Below are 16,738 nucleotides of genomic sequence, written 5' to 3'. Positions count from 1 at the left end.
CGGCGCCTGACTTTTTTTCGGCTTCTTTCTCGCTACGCTCATGAGCGACTCTCCCATTCTCGAAACGATCGGCCTCAGCAAGTCGTTCCCGGGCGTCAACGCGTTGCAGCGCGTCGATTTCCGTCTGTTCCCGGGCGAGATTCATACGCTGATGGGACAAAACGGCGCGGGCAAGTCGACCCTGATCAATGTGCTCACCGGCGTGCACGCGCACGACGCCGGCGAGATCCGTCTGGCGGGCGAACACGTGCAGTTCGCGACACCGCTCGAAGCCGAGGCCGCTGGCATCCGCACGCTGTACCAGGAAGTGAATCTGTGTCCGAACCTGTCGGTCGCGGAAAACATCTTCGCCGGACGGCATCTGAAGCGGCGCGGCATGATCGACTGGAAATCGATACACGCGCGGGCCGAAGCGGCGCTTGCCGATCTGAACGTATCGCTCGATGTCACGCGTTCGCTCGACGCGTATCCGATCGCGGTCCAGCAGATGGTGGCGATCGCGCGCGCGGTGTCGGTGGACGCACGCGTGCTGATTCTCGACGAACCGACGTCGAGCCTCGACGACGGTGAAGTCGCGCGGCTTTTCGATGTGCTGCGCAAGCTCAAGCAGGGCGGCATGGCGATTCTGTTCGTCACGCACTTTCTTGAACAGACGTACGCGGTGTCGGACCGCATTACGGTGATGCGCAACGGCGAGCGCGAAGGCGAATATCTGGCGAAGGACCTGCCGGTCGACGAGCTGGTCGCGAAGATGGTCGGCCACGCGCGCATGTCCGAACGGCTGAAGCAGGCGGCGACGGAGCCGCCGAAGCCGGCCTCCGAAGCGCCGCCGCTGTTCGAAATGCGCGGCGTCGGCCGGCGCGGGCTGCTCAACCCGATCGACATCGACGTGCGGCCCGGGCAGATTCTCGGTCTGGCGGGTTTGCTCGGCTCGGGCCGCACGGAAACCGCGAAGCTGCTGTTCGGCGCGGAAAAGGCCGACGCGGGCACGATGATGGTGGGCGACCGGCGCGTGAAGATGCGCTCGCCGCACGACGCGGTGCGGCACGGGATCGGCTACTGCCCGGAAGACCGCAAGAAGGAAGGCATTGTCGCGGACCTGTCGATTCGCGAGAACATCGTGTTCGCGTTGCAGGCGCGACGCGGCTGGTGGCGCGCAATCAGCCGCGCGAAACAGCGCGAGATGGCCGATGAGTACATCGCGATGCTGGGCATCAAGGCGCGCGACGCGGACCAGCCGATCGGCCTGTTGTCCGGCGGAAACCAGCAGAAGGTGCTGCTCGCGCGCTGGCTCGCGACCGAGCCGAAGATGCTGATTCTCGATGAACCGACACGCGGCATCGACGTGGCCGCGAAGTTCGAAATCATGGACCGCGTGCTGGCGTTGTGCGCGAAAGGGCTCGGGATGCTGTTCATCTCGTCCGAGGTGAGCGAAGTGGTGCGCGTGAGCCACCGCATCGCGGTGCTGCGCGACCGGCGCAAGGTGGCGGAGATCGCGGGCAACGCGGTGTCCGAGGATCAGGTCTATCAGCTCATTGCAGGGAGCGACCAATGAAGGCGATCAAAGCCGCGTTCCAGCACACGCTTGCGTGGCCGGTGCTCACGCTGGTGCTGCTGATTGCGCTCGACGTCGCGCACCGCGCGAACTTTCTCGCGATCTCCACTTTCGAAGGCCATCTGTTCGGCGCGCCCATCGACATCCTGAATCGCGCGGCGCCGCTCGTGATCGTGTCGCTCGGCATGACGCTCGTGATCGCGACACGCGGCATCGATATTTCGGTTGGCGCGGTGGTCGCGATCGCAGGCGCCGCGGCGGCCACGCTGCTGGCCGACGATCCGACGCATGTGACGCGGGCGGTTGCCGCCGCGCTCGCGGTCGGGCTCGCGGCCGGCGCGTGGAACGGTCTGCTGGTCGCGTTTATCGGCATGCAGCCGATCATCGCGACGCTGATCCTGATGGTGGCGGGCCGCGGCGTCGCGCAATTGCTGACGGGCGGGCAGATCATCCCGATCGGCGCGCCGGACTATCTGGTGCTGGGCGGCGGCTACCTCGCGCGCGTGCCGTGCGCGGTGTGGGTGGCGATCGCGGTGACGGTGGCGACCGCGCTGCTGATGAGCCGCACCGCGCTCGGGCTTTTTATCCGCGCGATCGGTGTGAACCCGGTGGCGACGCGCCTCGTCGGCTTGCGCGCGAATGCGATCGTGTTCGCGGTCTATGTGTTCTCCGGGCTGACCGCGGCGATCGCCGGCGTGCTGATGAGCTCGAACGTGCGCAGTGCCGACGGCAACAACGCGGGTCTGCTGCTCGAACTCGACGCGATTCTGGCGGTGACGCTCGGCGGCACGTCGTTGAACGGCGGACGCTTCAGCCTCGCGGGCACGGTGCTTGGCGCGTTGATCATTCAGACACTGACGTATACGACCTACTCGATCGGCGTGCCGCCGGAGGCGACGCTGGTGGTGAAGGCGATCGTCGTGTTGCTCGTCAGCGTGATTCAATCGGAGCGTGCACGCGTGCTGCTCGTGCGGCAACTGAAGCGCGCGTTTTCGTTCGCGCAGGCAAAGCCCGTTAGCGAGGCGGCAAAATGACAAAAATGACAAAAGACGGCACGCGTATGTCCCGTACGAAATTCGTCGCGCGCCTCCTTGATCCGCGCACGCTGCCGATCGTCGTGACGATCGCGCTGTTTTGTGTGCTGTTCGGCTTCGGCTCGGTGATGTACACCGGCTTTTTCTCGCTGCAGGTGCTGTTGGGCCTGCTGGTCGACAATTCGTTCCTGTTGATCGTCGCGCTCGGCATGACCTTTGTGATCGTGTCGGGCGGCATCGACCTGTCGGTCGGCTCGGTGGTCGCGCTGACTACCGTGCTGTGCTCGGTGGCCGCGCAATGGTGGCATTGGCCGATCTGGGCGATCGTGCCGCTCGTGCTGATCATGGGCACGCTGTTCGGCGCGGCGATGGGCGCGGTGATCCATTTCTTCCGATTGCAGCCGTTCATCATCACGCTGGCCGGCATGTTCCTCGCGCGCGGCGCGTGCTTCCTGATCACCACGCAGTCGATCACGATCAACGAGCGGACCTTTCATGCGGTTGCGCAGTTCAGCGTGCCGATCGGCGGCGGCACGCTGAACTCCGGTGCGCTGATCGGCATCGTCGCGCTGCTCGCCGCGATCTATATCGCGCACTTCACGCGCTTTGGCCGCAATGTCTATGCGATCGGCGGCAATGAGCGCTCGGCGCTGCTGATGGGCCTGCCGGTCGCGCGCACGAAGATCGGCGTGTATGCGTTGAGCGGCTTCTGCTCGGCGCTCGGCGGCGTGGTGTTCACGCTGTATCTGCTGTCCGGCTACGGGCTGGCCGCGCAGGGGATGGAGCTCGATGCGATTGCCGCGACGGTGATCGGCGGCACGCTGCTGACGGGCGGCGTCGGCTACGTATTCGGTTCGCTGTTCGGCGTCGGCATTCTCGGCACGATCCAGACGCTGATCACCTTCGACGGCACGTTGAGTTCGTGGTGGACCCGTATTGTGATCGGCGCGCTGCTATGCGCGTTCTGCCTGCTGCAGCGGGTGATCGAGCGGCATGCGGCGAGCCGCAAGTCGAACGGCACGGGGCTGCATGCCAGCACGAAGAAAGCACGCGACGACGAGCGCGCGCCGCAGACCGACGCAAAGGACAAACCGGGTCTCGCCGCGATGATCACGCGGCGCACCTGAACGGTGCCGGGTAGGCGGACGCGCTTGTGCGTTCGCCATTCGCGTAGGCTCCTGGCCGCTCGCGCTTGCACGCGTGCGCGGCCAGCAAGGTAATCAGGTATCAGGCGTCAGGTTATTGCGGTTGCTGTGCCGGTTTGTCCACCGCGATGCCGAGCTCCGCAGCCATTCTTTCGACCAGCGCCTCAAGCCGCGCAACCTTGTCGGCAAGCGCGCCGTACTGGGCCTTGAGCGCATCGAGTTCGTCGTCCATTGCGCCGAACGCCGCATGACGTTCGGACGGCTCGCCCGCGCCGCGCGGCGGCGCCGCGTCATCCACCTGCACTTCGCCGCACAGCAGATGCATCCAGCGGCTTTCGCGCTCGCCCGGCGTGCGCGGCAGTTTCACTGCGAGCGGCGTGTCGCGCGCGGCGAGTTCGTCGAGGAAGGCTTCGACCGACGACGTATCGGCGAACGCATGCAGACGCGTGGTCGCGAGACGCAACTCGGCGGCTGTTTGCGCGCCGCGCAACAACAGCGCGGCGAGCAGCGCGGCGGCCTGGCGCGGCACACCCAGCACGCGTTCCAGATTGTGCTCGAAGCGCGGCACGCGGCTGCTGCTGCCTTCGAATACCAGACTCAGCCGTTTGAGTGTTTCGAGTGCGCCCAGCACGTCGGATTCGCTCGCGTTCATGACCGGCGAGCGGGATGTCTTCTGATTGCAGCCAAGTGTCAGCGCATTCAGCGATAGCGGATAGGTGTCCGGCACCGTGTGCTGTTTTTCGAAAAGGACGCCGACTACGCGTGCCTCGAGTGGGGTCAGCGCGCGCAGCGCGGGACGCGGCGTATCGTTGACGGGGGAATTCATAGGTATTGAACGTTTGGGGTGGATAGGCAACCGCGATTGTCCGTCAAAACGGGGTTGCGCTCCAAATTTCACCGCACGGCGATGTCGGGATACGCACCGGTGACGCGCGAACGGCTACGCGGCTTCGTCTTGCGTCCGATGACGAGCGGTCGCCTGCAACGCGACCCGGCACAGCCGCGCGTTGCCCGCGAACGCGAGCATCGCGAGTGTGCCGGGCGCGGCGAGCCGCGTGCGCGACAGCGGCTCGCCGCTTGCCGCAAACAGTGTCCCAGCTGCGGCGGCCCGCGACGCGCGATGCCCCGGCTGCTCTGCCAGCGACTACGCGGTCGAGGACGGCTTGATGTTCTGGTTATTGCTGAACAGATTGTGCGGATCGTAGCGGTCTTTCACGGCCACCAGACGCTCATAGTTCGGACCGTATGCGGCGCCAATCCGGTCGCCTTCTTCCTGCGTCAGAAAATTCACGTACGCGGTGCCGAGTGCGAACGGTCTGGTGGTCTCGAAGAACGCGCGTGACCATGCAATGCAGCGTGCGTCGTCGGCTGCATCGCTCCAGCGGCCATGCACATTCATCACATACTTCGCGTCGCGCCCCGCGTACGCGGTTGCGTCGATCGCGACACGCGCAGTCGCGCCGCCCACCTGGCCGAAAAAGATCTCGCACTGCGGCGACGGCAGCGTGCCGATCGCGTCGAGCAGCGCATCGATCAGCCCATCCTGCAGCGCGGACAGATTGTGCGACTTCCAGTAGTTGCGTTCGCCCGGTGTGAGTAGCGGGTCGAAGGCCTGCTGCCATGCGGTGTACGGCATCGGCCCGAGGTGCTCGCCGTACGGCGTGCCGAACTGGCGCACGGCCTCGACTGCGCGTGGACCCTCTTCAAGCGGGCCGGTGTAGCAGATCGCAAACGCGATCATCGGCTTGCCGTGCACGTCGGCGGGCAGAAACGGCAGCGGCGGTGCAAGCCGCGCGACGCTCCAGACGGTCAGTTCATCGGGCATCGAGTCCACCGCGTTGCGATACCTGGCCAACGCTTCCCTCGCCTGGTCGATCGGCAGCACGACCAGGCCGCCGTAGACTTCAGGCCCGACCGGATGCAGTTGAAACTCGAACATCGTGACCACGCCGAAATTGCCGCCGCCGCCGCGTAACGCCCAGAACAGGTCTTCGTGTTCGCTCTCGCTGCAATGCAGGAGTTCGCCGCCGGCGGTAACGATATCGGCCGACAGCAGATTGTCGACGGTCATTCCGAAGCGGCGGCTCAGCCAGCCGAATCCGCCACCGAGCGTCAGACCCGCGACGCCGGTCGTCGAGTTGATGCCGAGCGGCACCGCAAGACCGTAGGCTTGTGCCTCGTGATCGAGATCGCGCAGCGTGCAACCGGGCTCGACATACGCGCGGCGCGTGAACGGATCGACGCGCGCCGATTTCATCGCGGACAGATCGATCACCAGCCCGTCGTCACACAGCGCGGTGCCCGCGATGTTGTGGCCGCCGCCGCGCATCGCGAGCGTCAGATTTTGCTCGCGCGCGAAGTTCACCGCGCGACGCACGTCGGCGACGCCGGCGCAGCGGACAATCACGGCGGGCCGCCGGTCGATCATCGCATTCCAGATTGCTCGCGCTTCGTGATAGCCGGCATCCTCCGGCACGAACACCTGTCCGCGCACGGCGGCTTTCAGATCATCCATTGCATTCTTCGACAGATTCGGCATTGCACACCTCCACGCACGATGGACCACTCAAGGCGTTCCTTAATCAGGTCGAACCCATTTCGGAAGCCTTAATGTTTTCAACCCAGTAAACGGGCGGTGTTACCGAACACAAACTAACGTAAACCCGAGCGCACGCTGCGAAAATCGCGCAAATGCACGAGGCGCGGTGCTTCGGGCACGATGGGTGCGCACGGTGAGTCTTTCATCCGTAAGGCGACGGATGGAATGCTTCGGGAATACGAAGCACGGCAAGCGCAGCAAAGCGCCGACGAAACGCGTGGCGAGCGACGCAAGGGTCGCGCGTCAACGCCGATTGTTCAGACGGTAAGCAACGCGGACATGAACGTATCGTGTGAGCCGCGTGCAGCACGTTGGATCGCGGCGCGCGCTGAATCGCCGCGCCGGCGATCGTCCTCATGACTGCAGCGCTTCAATGAAAGATCAGATAAAGAATGACCAGCACGATCAGCGGGACGCCGAGTATCCACCCGATGAGATAAGGCATTTTCGTTCTCCCTGTGCGACTGCCGAAGCGCGACACGGCTTCATGAACGCAGGCGTGAACTCATAGACGCAAGGGACGTACCTAACGCGTGGCGCCGCGTCGGGCACTGGCGCGCCCGCCCGGATTGGCGATATGCTCGCGACGCACACTGGAGAAACGAAAATGCGAGGAGACGATTTTCAGACGCCGACGCCGACGCCGACGCTGCCGCGGCATGACAGCTATCGCGAGGACAACTGTTCAATCGCGGACTTTGCCGCGCAGATTGCCGCAGGCACCCAGACACAGCAGACCGAATTCGCGGATTCGACGCCACACGGCATTCCGCTCTACCACTGCGACATCTTGCGGGACGCACTGGGCGATCCAGTCACGCGAGCACGCTTGCTCGCGGAATGGGTGCATGTGTTGCGTGAAGGCGCAGGCGTGCTCGTGCTGCAGCATGCATACGACGATACCGCGCCAATCGATGAAGCGACCACCGTGTTCGAAGCAGTGATCCGCGACGAGCGTGCGCAGGGCGCGGTGGGTGGCGATCACTTCGCGAAGGCGGGCGCGAACGACCGGATCTGGAACGCGCTGGAAAAGCTGTGTCTGCGCGCGCCGGAACTGTTCGCCCGCTACTACGCAAACGAGTTCGTCGCGGCCGCCGCGGATGCATGGCTCGGCCCGCATTATCAGATGACCTCGCAAATCAACGTCGTGCGGCCGGGCGGCGCCGCGCAACAGGCGCACCGCGACTATCACCTGGGCTTTCAGACGGTCGATGAAGCGCAACGCTATCCGGCCCACGTGCATACGATGTCGCCGTTCCTGACGCTGCAAGGGGCCATCGCGCACATCGACATGCCGGTCGAAAGCGGCCCGACGAAGCTGTTGCCGTATTCGCAGCGCTACGCGCCGGGCTACCTAGCATGGCGGCGCGACGATTTCCGCGGCTACTTCGAAACCCACTGCGTGCAACTGCCGCTGGCGAAGGGCGACGCGCTGTTCTTCAATCCGGCGCTGTTTCATGCGGCGGGCGAGAACCGCACCGCGGATGTCGCGCGCATGGCCAACCTGTTGCAGATTTCGTCCGCATACGGGCGCGCGATGGAGTCGATCAATCGAACGGCGATGTGCGAAGCGATCTACCCGGTGTTGCACGCGTGCGTCGCGCAAACGCGCCTGAGTGCCGCGCAACTCGATGCGGTGATTGCCAGTTGCGCGGAAGGGTATCCGTTCCCGACCAATCTCGACCGGGACCCGCCGCTCGGCGGTCTCGCGCCGCCCAGCCAGCAGACCCTGCTCAAAGAGGCGCTGGCCGAAGCGTGGCCGGCGCGGAAATTCATCGCTGCACTGCGTCAACATGCAGCGCGGCGCGGCACTGGCGCCGCCGGATACGGAACGACCTAGACCTCGCAAGCGTGCGTGGTTGGACTTTGGCGTGGGAGGGCTCTACGATAGGGCTCCTTTCCAGCCCAATTCATCACACTCATGCAAACGATCCCCGCATCAGCCTGTCTGCCTGACGATCTGCATCATGCGTCGCTGGTCGGTCGCGTATGGCGGCGCGACGGTGCGCACGAGGGCCCGTGCGTGGTCGCCGTGCGCGGCGGCAACGTGTTCGATATCACGAAGACCGTCCCCACCACCGCCGATCTGTTCGATCGCGACGATGCGCTCGACGTCGCGCGCAATGCGCCGGGTGCATCGCTTGGTCCGGTGGCCGCGCTGCTCGAAGCGGGTCTGGCCGCCCGCACCGATGCTGCCGGCGCGCCGCGCCTGCTCGCGCCGTGCGACGTGCAGGCGATCAAGGCATGCGGCGTCACCTTCGCGGTCAGCCTGCTCGAGCGCGTGATCGAAGAGCAGGCGGGCGGTGATCCGTCGAAGGCGCACGAAGTGCGCGCGACGTTGACTGCGCTGATCGGCACTGACCTGTCAAAGATCGAGCCGGGGTCGGATGCCGCATTGCGTTTGAAGGCTGAACTGGAGCGTCGCGGCGCATGGTCCCAGTACATGGAGGTCGGCATCGGGCCGGATGCCGAGGTGTTCTCGAAGTCCCAGCCGATGTCGTCAGTCGGCTTCGGCGCCGATATCGGCCTGTTGCCCGCGTCGGTCTGGAACAACCCGGAGCCGGAGGTCGTACTGGCCATCAATCGCGCGGGCCGGATCGTCGGTGCGACGCTTGGCAACGATGTCAATCTGCGCGATATTGAAGGGCGCTCCGCGCTGCTGCTCGGCAAATGCAAGGACAATAACGGCTCATGTGCGATCGGGCCGTTTGTGCGCCTGTTCGATGAGCGTTTCACGCTCGATACGATTCGTGAGGCGAGCCTGTCGTTGCGCGTCGACGGCGCGGACGATGGCTTCGAACTGGACGGCGTGAGCCATATGACCGAGATCAGCCGCGATCCGAGCGATCTCGTCGCGCAGACTTGCGGCAAGCATCATCAATATCCGGACGGCTTTATGCTGTTCCTCGGCACGATGTTCTCGCCGATCAAGGATCGCGATACGCCAGGCGGCGGTTTTACGCACCACCTGGGCGATATCGTGACGATCTCGACGCCGAAGCTCGGCGCGCTCGTGAATACCGTGCGGCTGTGTACCGAGATCGAACCGTGGACCTTCGGCGTACGCGCGCTTTATCGCAGTCTTGCTGAGCGTGGCTTGCTTGGTGCGCGCTGAATAAGCGCAGCGCGCGCCGCAGGGGCAGAGGGTTACGCGCGTCAATGAGCGGCGCCTGGTTGCGCGTAAGTCGATTCCCACCCGCCGCCCAGCACCTTGCATAGCGTGACCAGGTGAGCGTCGGCGTCCGCGTCGCTCTGCTCCAGATCGCTCTGCGCCTTCAGCAATTGCCTCTGCACGTTGAGCACCTCGAGATAGTCGATCGCGCCGGCCTTGTACCGTTGTTGCGCAACCGATAGCGCGCGCAGGTTCAGACTCACCACCGCTTTGAGCCGTTCGCGCCGGCGTTGTTCGGCATCGTAGGCGATCAACGCGTCGTCCACTTCGCGCCATGCCTGAAGCACGGTCCGTTTGTACACGATCGCGGCCTCCTGCTGCTGTGCCTCGCGCAGTTGCAATGTGCCCTTCAAGCGCCCGCCCTCGAATATCGGAAGCGTAATCGACGGTCCGACGACGAACTGACCCGACGCCCAATCCGCAAGGTTCGACAACTGAAGGCTCTGGAACCCCGCACTGCCATTGAGCGAAATGCGCGGGTAGAAGTCCGCTTTTGCCATGCCGATCGCGGCGGTGGCCGCATGCAACTGCGCGTCCGCACGCCGGATGTCGGGCCGTCGCTGCACGAGTTCCGACGGGAAACCGATTGGCACCTGCTCCGGAAGACCCGGGACATCGCGCGGCTCGGCAAGCCGCGCCTTGAGCGCGCCGGGTTCTTTGGCCAGTAACAAGCCGATCGCATTGATCGTGGTCTCGGTACGCGCCTCGAGCGTCGGAATCAGGCTTTCGATCGACTCGGCTTGCGCGGCGGCATTGGCCACATCGAGATCGGTTGTGACGCCTTCGTGCTTGCGCATCTCCGTGAGCTTCGTCGCGTTGCGCGCAATCTCGAGATTCTGCTTCGCTATCTGCAGCAGCGCCTGCGTCTCACGCAGTTCGATATAGTCGCGCGCGAGTTCGGCCCGTGCCGACAGCAGAACCGCGTTGCGGTCTTCGTAGGATGCCGCGGTGAGCGCGCTCGCGGCCTCCACACCGCGCCGCACGCCCCCCCAGATATCGAGTTCCCACGACGCATCGAAGCCGAACTGGTACAGGTTATAGGCGGGCGAACCCTTCGAACCGGGCAATGGCGCCACGCCGAGCGGTGTGCTGCCCGACGCGGATTGCGACTGACTGCCGGTGGGACTCACCCCAAGCAACCCGAGAATGCCGTTCGGACTGCCGCGCTCGCGGTTATACGACGCGGCGGCGTCCACCGATGGATATTGCGCGGCGCCGGCAATGCGCTGTCCAGCCCGGCTTTGCAGCAGACGCGCCGATGCCGCGGCCACGTCGAGGTTCTGATCGGTCAGCTCTTTTTCCAGCGCGTTCAACATCGGGTCGTTAAAGAGCGTCCACCAGTCCGGATTGAATTCGGACTCGACGGCCTGGCTCGATGCTTGCGCAGACTGGGTCCGGTCAAACACATCGGGGGGCGTGTGGGCCTGCGGGTGTTCGAAGTTGGGGCCGACGAGACAGCCTGTCAGCGAAGAACACAGCAATACCGCGAGCGTCCGCGTGCGGATCCGGAATTCCCTCGCGTTCATTGTTTATCTGCCTGTTCGACGGGCGCCTTGTTTCGCCCGGCAACGGTTACCTCCGTTTCGACCGACAGCCCCACGCTCAATTCGGAGGCGGCTTCCTGCCCCGCGTCGAGGGTGATCTTCACGGGCACGCGCTGGACCACTTTCGTGAAGTTGCCGGTTGCGTTGTCGGGAGCGATCGGAGCAAAACTCAAGCCGGTAGCCGGCGCGAGACTATCGACATGACCGTGGATCACCACGCCCGGCATGCTGTCGACCTTGATACGCACGCGTTCGCCGGGACGCATCTTCGTGAGCTGGTTTTCCTGAAAATTCGCGACGATATACGCCTGCGACAGCGGAACGATCGCGAGCATCGGCGCGCCCGTCGTGACGAATGCGCCGACGCGTGCTGAACGTCGGCCCACTTTGCCGTCGATCGGCGCGCGAATCTCCGTATAGGAAAGGTTGAGTTTTGCCTGTTCCAGAACGGCCTCGGCATGGGCCAATGCGCCGGCCGCCTTGTCGCGCTGGGTACGCAAAACATCGAGGTTTTGCTCGGCGGCGAGCAACGCGGCCGCGTCGTGCGCTTGCTTCGCGAGTTGCTCGGCAAGCGTGCTCGACGCGTGCTGTTGTTCCTGTGTCGTTCCTGCGCCCGTATCCGACAGATTCTGGTAGCGAGCCGCGTTCGCTCGCGCAAACATAATCGATGCATCGTCGGCCCGAAGCGTCGCGCGTGCCTGATCGACCAGCGACGGCTGCCGTGCAATCTCGGCGTCATCGTTCGCGACCGATGCTTGTGCCGCTGCCACATCCGCCCGCGCGCTCATCAATGCGGCATGGAAGTCGCGATCGTCAATCCGCACAAGCAATTGCCCGGCTTGTACACGCTGATTGTCTTCCACCAGCACGTCGGACACCTGGCCGGCGACACGCGGCGCCACGAGCGTGAAATCGGCGGCCACATACGCATCATTGGTGGACTCCGTATTCGAATCGCCAAGCAGCGCGGTGCGACCCGATGCGGCAACGCCGATTACGGCCAGACACATGGCAACGCCAATCAGTTTGTGAGGAACTTTCATTATCAATGACATATATCGTCGCTCAGCGGGAAGAGGGCTGGGTGGCAGCCCACGGCGGATAAATACGCACGGGTAACAGCGGGACCAGCACGAGAAGAAAGAGCGCAATACCCGCCATCACCCGATAGAGATCGGCCGAGGTCAGCACGACGGCCTGCGCGTGGACACGATGCGCCAGCTCGCCGAGACCATGGGACGCGTCGAGGCTTTGGCTCGTCATCAGCATGTTGTTGCCCAGCCGGTCCACCAGCATGCTCGAATGAAAATGCTCGCGAGCCGTGCCCACGCCTTCGATCAACCCGGTCGCGGCCGCCGCGGAAAACGTTTTGAGCGAGTTGAACATGGCCGAAGCAAATGGACCTTCGGTGGGCGGCAAGCCAGTTGTGACGCCCATCAGAATGCACATGATCACCATCGGTTGCGCGACGATCTGTAACGACTGAAGCCAGTAAAAGTTGTCGCGCACCCAGTCGGACGTGACAAAGCTGCCCATGAAGCAGGTGATAGCCATCAGCGAGAGTCCAATCGCGAGCATCCAGCGGAAGTCCACGCGCCGCAGATTCAGGATGGCGGCCGTCAAAGGCAGCGCGATCAGCAATGGAATGGCTACCAGCAACGCCAGCGGTGTCGTTTGCAGCGGCCGGTAGCCGTGAATCGTCGTGAGGTATTGAGCCGGTATGACGGCGATGCTGGTTAGCAGCACGACCGCGCCTGCCAGTGTCAGCAGCCCGTGTGCGAAATTTCGGCGGGAAAGCAGTTGAAGCCTGAAAAAAGGCAGCGGGTGATACCACTCGTTGATGAGAAACGCGACGAGCAGGAGCGCTCCCCCGTAAAGCATCGCGCAGATCAACCCGGAATGGAGCCAGTCGAGGCGATCGCCCTGCAGCAGACCGACGACCAGCATCGCGACAGCGGGGAATCCCGTCAAGAATCCTGTCCAGTTGAATGAACGGAATCGTTCGATTTTGACGGGGTCCTGCGGAAGCCCCAGATGGATCGCGGCGCAGCTCGCGAGGCCGAGCGGCACGACTTGCCAGAACGCCATTCGCCAGTTGACATACTCGGTCCATAAGGCGGCGAGCGGTGTGCCGAGCGCCGGTCCGAAAGTTGCCGTGAGCGCATAGCCGGCAAGCCCATACAACTTGACCTTCGGCGGCAGATAGCGCAGTGCGACGATGATCAGCATCGGTGGAAGACATCCGCCGGATAGACCCTGCAATACGCGCAACGTATACAGTGCCGGCAGATTCGGTGCAAACGGGCAAAGCAGACCCAGCACCATGGTGGCCAGCATCGCGCCGCTCGCGAATCGCTTGAGCGTGAAGGTCACACCGAACCACGGAGCGAATACCATCGACGCGACGTTGGCCGCCTCGAAAAGAACGGTGAGCCATGTGCCGTCGTCATGCCCGATCGACAGCGCACCGCGAATGTCCGTCATCGCCAGCCCGGTGACCTGCTGGTTGAGGATCGCGGATAACGACGCAAGCAGCATCCCGATCAGGCCGATCGCGAGACGCAGCGATAGCTTGGGTTGCGCGGACGTTTGCCGGACAGCCTGCTCCGCGCGCGGCGCGGCGGCCGGCGGCGACGTTTGTACGACCGTCTGTTCTTCCATTCCAGGGGTCCAGGGGGTGGCGGTGTTCATCAGGCTCTGCTGCGACTCGTGTTTAACAGTTCACGCAAACGTCCGGCTTGACGTGTTATGCGTAGCGTTGTTTCTCGTCGAAGTGCTGCGGCGCCTCGCGGCGGTCGAACATTCCATACTCGCGGATCACGCGGATGTGCCGTAGACGCACGCCGTCCGGCAGCGTCGCGTTGCGGGCAAACGCTTCGGCGGCGCCCAGATCGCGCCATGTCGCAACGACGATCACATCGCCTGGCGTCAACAGCGCATTGAACGCGTCCCACGCGACGAGGCCGGTCGCGTCGACATCGAGTCCGAGCGATCTCGCGACCGAATCGGCACCCGCCTGCTGGACCCACTCCGGCGCGCGCTTTGCGTCGAACAGCGCGACCGCTGTGCCCGCTCCGGTTTCGGTGACGTCGAGACGTTGCTCGAGCAACGTGTATCCGGCCGGCACCTGCGTATCCGCGACCGCCTGGCCGATGCGCAGCCGATAGTCGGAAAAGACCCGATCGCGCGCGGCCTGCTGCACCTTGTGGTGCTTCGATGAAACACGCCAGCGCACCAGCGACTTCTCGTCGCGCCAACTGGACAGCGAGAGAAGCCATCCATCGCGTGTCAGACTGGCGTAGCGCGTATTGTCGATAAAGCCATCGATTGCCTCGAGCTCCGGGCGCAGCATTTTCGCCATGCCGAGATAGGCGTCGAATTGTTCGGGGAACGGATTCACTTCAAGCATTGCGGCAAACATGACGGATTCCTTTGTCTGGTTAGGGATGCTGATCGAGCGATATCGCATCGCCCATTGGCTTGATTGATTGTCGGAGATGGACGGGAATTCCAGAAGCCCAAGCAGGCCGCGTATCGGGCCAATCAGTGCGCGAATTTTGCCAATGCTGCGAATCGACGGGTCGACCCGGCCGCGCTTTAAATCAATCGCTAACAGGCCATCTTTCAGCTTTTTTGGGCCAATCGAAAACGCACGGCGTCGACAGCCATTTAACGCGCTTACAATCCTGGCAGGTGAATGCACCGCATTCGAACCCGAGTCGACGCCGGTGAATCTGCTGCATGTGGAACGGCGCGGCGCGAGCGGCAAGATTCGAACCTTCGTCGAATTCGTCACCGAAACGTTGCGCAAAAATGTGCACCTTCGATTCGCTGACAATGCCGCAGCGATCGGCGAAGTTAGCCGATCGCCCGTTTCGATCCGACCCAAGGCGACAAAGCGCGCAAAGAAACAGGCCGGCGTCAGTACGCAATAGCCGAACCCGTGGGCGCAACGGCCAGATAAAGCTCCCGATACGCGCTCACTAACGCGTCGAGACTGAATCCGCGATTCAAGCCACTGGGGTTCGGCAATACCCACGCACGCGCGCCGCCGAATGCGGCGGATTGCAGGCCCCATTGAATGTCGCGCGTGTTGGACATGGCCGCAAGCGCCATTTTTCCGAGGAACGCGACATACCTCGGCGCATATCGCTCGATCTTTCGTTCGAATTCGGCTGCGGCTGCGTGAATTTCAACTCGCGACAGGTCGTTGGCCCGTGGTGTGGGTCGTGTGGCGGCGGTTGTTAACCCGCAACCATATTGCAGCAAAGCATGGTCGTCTTCGGGGCGAAACTGTTCGGGTGTGAAACCCGCCAGATGCACGACTCGCCAGAACCGGTTGCCTTTGCCGGCAAAGTGGCGGCCTGTCGACGCCGCCAGCATGCCCGGATTGATTCCGCAGAACACCACGGATAAACCGGGCGCAAGAATATCCGGAAGACGTTGAAGAGAATCGGGCGCAACGCATGCACGTTCCATAGGTGAGCAGACCCTAAGCCATTTCTTCGGCCAGGTCGTTCGACCGGACCGGTTCTTCGCGACCTGTGTACGTCCACTGCGGCTGTTTCGCTGCGCCGCCACGGAATCGCTGACGGTATTGCTTTGGCGTGACATTGAGCCGCCGCGCGAAAGTGGTTCGCATATGCGTCGCGCTATGGAAGCCGCAATTGAACGCGACGGTCTTGAGCGGCGCATCGGTTTCCTCGAGCAGCCTGCGCGCCGCATCGACGCGAACCTGTTCGACAAACGCAGACGGCGTCACCTTCGCATATCGCTCAAACAGCCTCGAAAACGTACGCCGGCTCACGGACACCGCCTTCGCGAGTTGCTCGATCGACAGCGCATCGGCGATGTGTTCGGTGATGTATCGATGCACCTTGCTGATGATCGGGTCTTCACCCTTTTGTACGCCGATATAAGGACTGTACTGAGACTGTCCGCCCTCTCTCTGGATATAGACCACGAGCCGTTTCGCAACCCGCACGGCGATCTCGTGCCCCCAGTCCTCGGCCACGAGCGACAGACACAGGTCGATGCCCGCCGTCACGCCCGCCGACGTAAAGAGGCGCCCGTCGCGCGTAAAGATCCGGTCCGGCTGAACGTGCGCTTGCGGAAACTCGCTAGCGAGCCGCGCTGCATCGGACCAGTGCGTGGTCACCTGCTTGCCGTCGAGCAGTCCGGCGTGCGCGAGCACGAACGCGCCATTACAAACGGAGCCATACCGCGCGGCGTCGCGCGCCTGGTTTCGCAACCACGCCAGAAACTCGCCGTGCGGCTGGAAATCGGGCAAGCGCGGCCCGCCCGCAACGAGCAGCAGGTCGGCTTGCATGTCGAAATCTTCGTAGCCAAACGGCACCGACAGTTGCAGGCCGTTCGAGCAGGTGACAAAGCCTGCCCGCGCTGCGACGAGCACGACCTGATAGTGCTGGTGCTCGGGAAGAAATGTGTTTGCTTCGGCGAACACATCCATCGGGCCTGCAAGATCTAGCGCCTGCACACCATCGAACACGACAATGGCGACCTTCATCATCTGACCTTCATCCAGTGCTAACGAGCGATGCCCCAGATTACCTGAACACCCACATAATGGGGACAGCCTTTCCGTTAATTGACTCTTGCGTGCGTGTAACGAATGCGAACTGAGCGCGACGTGGCCGAAATCGCGCATTGAATGGCCACGCATCGCGCC

Annotated in this window: 13 protein-coding genes and 1 pseudogene; 6 read left to right on the top strand and 8 right to left on the bottom strand. The window is 63.6% G+C overall.

All coding sequences use genetic code 11. The features are described 5' to 3' along the window. Positions 1-40: 40 nt before the first annotated feature. From HV796_RS05550 to yjfF, 3 genes are read left to right on the top strand one after another with little or no spacing between them, the layout of a single operon-like run. A complete protein-coding gene (locus HV796_RS05550) occupies positions 41-1,555 on the top strand; it encodes a sugar ABC transporter ATP-binding protein (RefSeq protein WP_175225452.1) in 1,515 nt (504 codons plus the stop codon). After that, the gene (locus HV796_RS05545; RefSeq protein WP_175225451.1) at positions 1,552-2,589 is read left to right on the top strand and encodes an ABC transporter permease; all 1,038 of its coding nucleotides are present in this window, start codon (positions 1,552-1,554) and stop codon (positions 2,587-2,589) included. The genes HV796_RS05550 and HV796_RS05545 overlap by 4 nt, the downstream gene beginning before the upstream one ends. Before the next feature lie 26 nt (positions 2,590-2,615). Further along, on the top strand, positions 2,616-3,716 hold the full coding sequence (gene yjfF, locus HV796_RS05540; protein WP_175225556.1) for a galactofuranose ABC transporter, permease protein YjfF: 1,101 nt from the start codon (positions 2,616-2,618) through the stop codon (positions 3,714-3,716). Positions 3,717-3,828: 112 nt separating this feature from the next. Here the strand turns inward: yjfF and HV796_RS05535 are convergent, their stop codons facing one another. Both HV796_RS05535 and HV796_RS05530 read right to left on the bottom strand, forming a co-directional pair. Then, positions 3,829-4,560, bottom strand: a complete 732-nt coding sequence (locus HV796_RS05535; RefSeq protein ID WP_175225450.1) for a YceH family protein — start codon at positions 4,558-4,560, stop codon at positions 3,829-3,831. 318 nt (positions 4,561-4,878) lie between these two features. Then, positions 4,879-6,273 (bottom strand): FAD-binding oxidoreductase, encoded by a 1,395-nt coding sequence (locus HV796_RS05530; RefSeq protein ID WP_175225449.1) that lies wholly within the window; start codon positions 6,271-6,273, stop codon positions 4,879-4,881. 667 nt (positions 6,274-6,940) lie between these two features. On the opposite strand from HV796_RS05530, the gene HV796_RS05525 reads away from it, so the two are divergent. Together HV796_RS05525 and HV796_RS05520 are read left to right on the top strand one after the other, a co-directional pair. Continuing rightward, the gene (locus tag HV796_RS05525) at positions 6,941-8,173 is read left to right on the top strand and encodes a phytanoyl-CoA dioxygenase family protein (RefSeq protein WP_175225448.1); all 1,233 of its coding nucleotides are present in this window, start codon (positions 6,941-6,943) and stop codon (positions 8,171-8,173) included. Positions 8,174-8,254: 81 nt separating this feature from the next. Continuing rightward, positions 8,255-9,448 carry a fumarylacetoacetate hydrolase family protein gene (locus HV796_RS05520; protein ID WP_175225447.1) on the top strand — a complete coding sequence of 398 codons (1,194 nt, stop codon included), beginning with the start codon at positions 8,255-8,257 and terminating at the stop codon, positions 9,446-9,448. Between the two features lie 41 nt (positions 9,449-9,489). Here the strand turns inward: HV796_RS05520 and HV796_RS05515 are convergent, their stop codons facing one another. Genes HV796_RS05515 through HV796_RS05500 form a run of 4 tightly spaced genes read right to left on the bottom strand, consistent with a single transcriptional unit; the run spans position 9,490 to position 14,470 of the window. Further along, positions 9,490-11,031: an efflux transporter outer membrane subunit gene (locus HV796_RS05515; protein ID WP_175225446.1), complete on the bottom strand. Its 1,542-nt coding sequence runs from the start codon at positions 11,029-11,031 to the stop codon at positions 9,490-9,492. Then, positions 11,028-12,059 carry an HlyD family secretion protein gene (locus HV796_RS05510; RefSeq protein WP_246355710.1) on the bottom strand — a complete coding sequence of 344 codons (1,032 nt, stop codon included), beginning with the start codon at positions 12,057-12,059 and terminating at the stop codon, positions 11,028-11,030. Before HV796_RS05510 ends, HV796_RS05515 begins: the two co-directional genes overlap by 4 nt. Before the next feature lie 55 nt (positions 12,060-12,114). Beyond that, positions 12,115-13,740, bottom strand: coding sequence for an MFS transporter (locus tag HV796_RS05505; RefSeq protein ID WP_377695410.1), 1,626 nt, complete (start codon positions 13,738-13,740; stop codon positions 12,115-12,117). Positions 13,741-13,795: 55 nt separating this feature from the next. Beyond that, on the bottom strand, positions 13,796-14,470 hold the full coding sequence (locus HV796_RS05500) for an antibiotic biosynthesis monooxygenase family protein (protein ID WP_175225444.1): 675 nt from the start codon (positions 14,468-14,470) through the stop codon (positions 13,796-13,798). A gap of 280 nt (positions 14,471-14,750) precedes the next feature. On the opposite strand from HV796_RS05500, the pseudogene HV796_RS44020 reads away from it, so the two are divergent. Continuing rightward, a pseudogene (locus tag HV796_RS44020) lies at positions 14,751-14,984 on the top strand (hypothetical protein); the annotation flags it as partial. Here HV796_RS44020 and mug read toward each other — a convergent pair. Both mug and HV796_RS05490 read right to left on the bottom strand, forming a co-directional pair. Continuing rightward, a complete protein-coding gene (gene mug / locus HV796_RS05495; RefSeq protein WP_175225443.1) occupies positions 14,971-15,528 on the bottom strand; it encodes a G/U mismatch-specific DNA glycosylase in 558 nt (185 codons plus the stop codon). The pseudogene HV796_RS44020 and the gene mug sit on opposite strands and share 14 nt — an antisense overlap. 13 nt (positions 15,529-15,541) lie before the next feature. Then, on the bottom strand, positions 15,542-16,576 hold the full coding sequence (locus HV796_RS05490; RefSeq protein WP_175225554.1) for a GlxA family transcriptional regulator: 1,035 nt from the start codon (positions 16,574-16,576) through the stop codon (positions 15,542-15,544). Positions 16,577-16,738: the final 162 nt, after the last annotated feature.

Origin of the sequence: Paraburkholderia humisilvae, from assembly GCF_902859855.1 — a bacterium.
GTDB lineage: Bacteria > Pseudomonadota > Gammaproteobacteria > Burkholderiales > Burkholderiaceae > Paraburkholderia > Paraburkholderia humisilvae.
The sequence above is the reverse complement of the archived record's forward strand: the minus strand, read 5'-3'. Positions and strand labels throughout refer to the sequence as shown.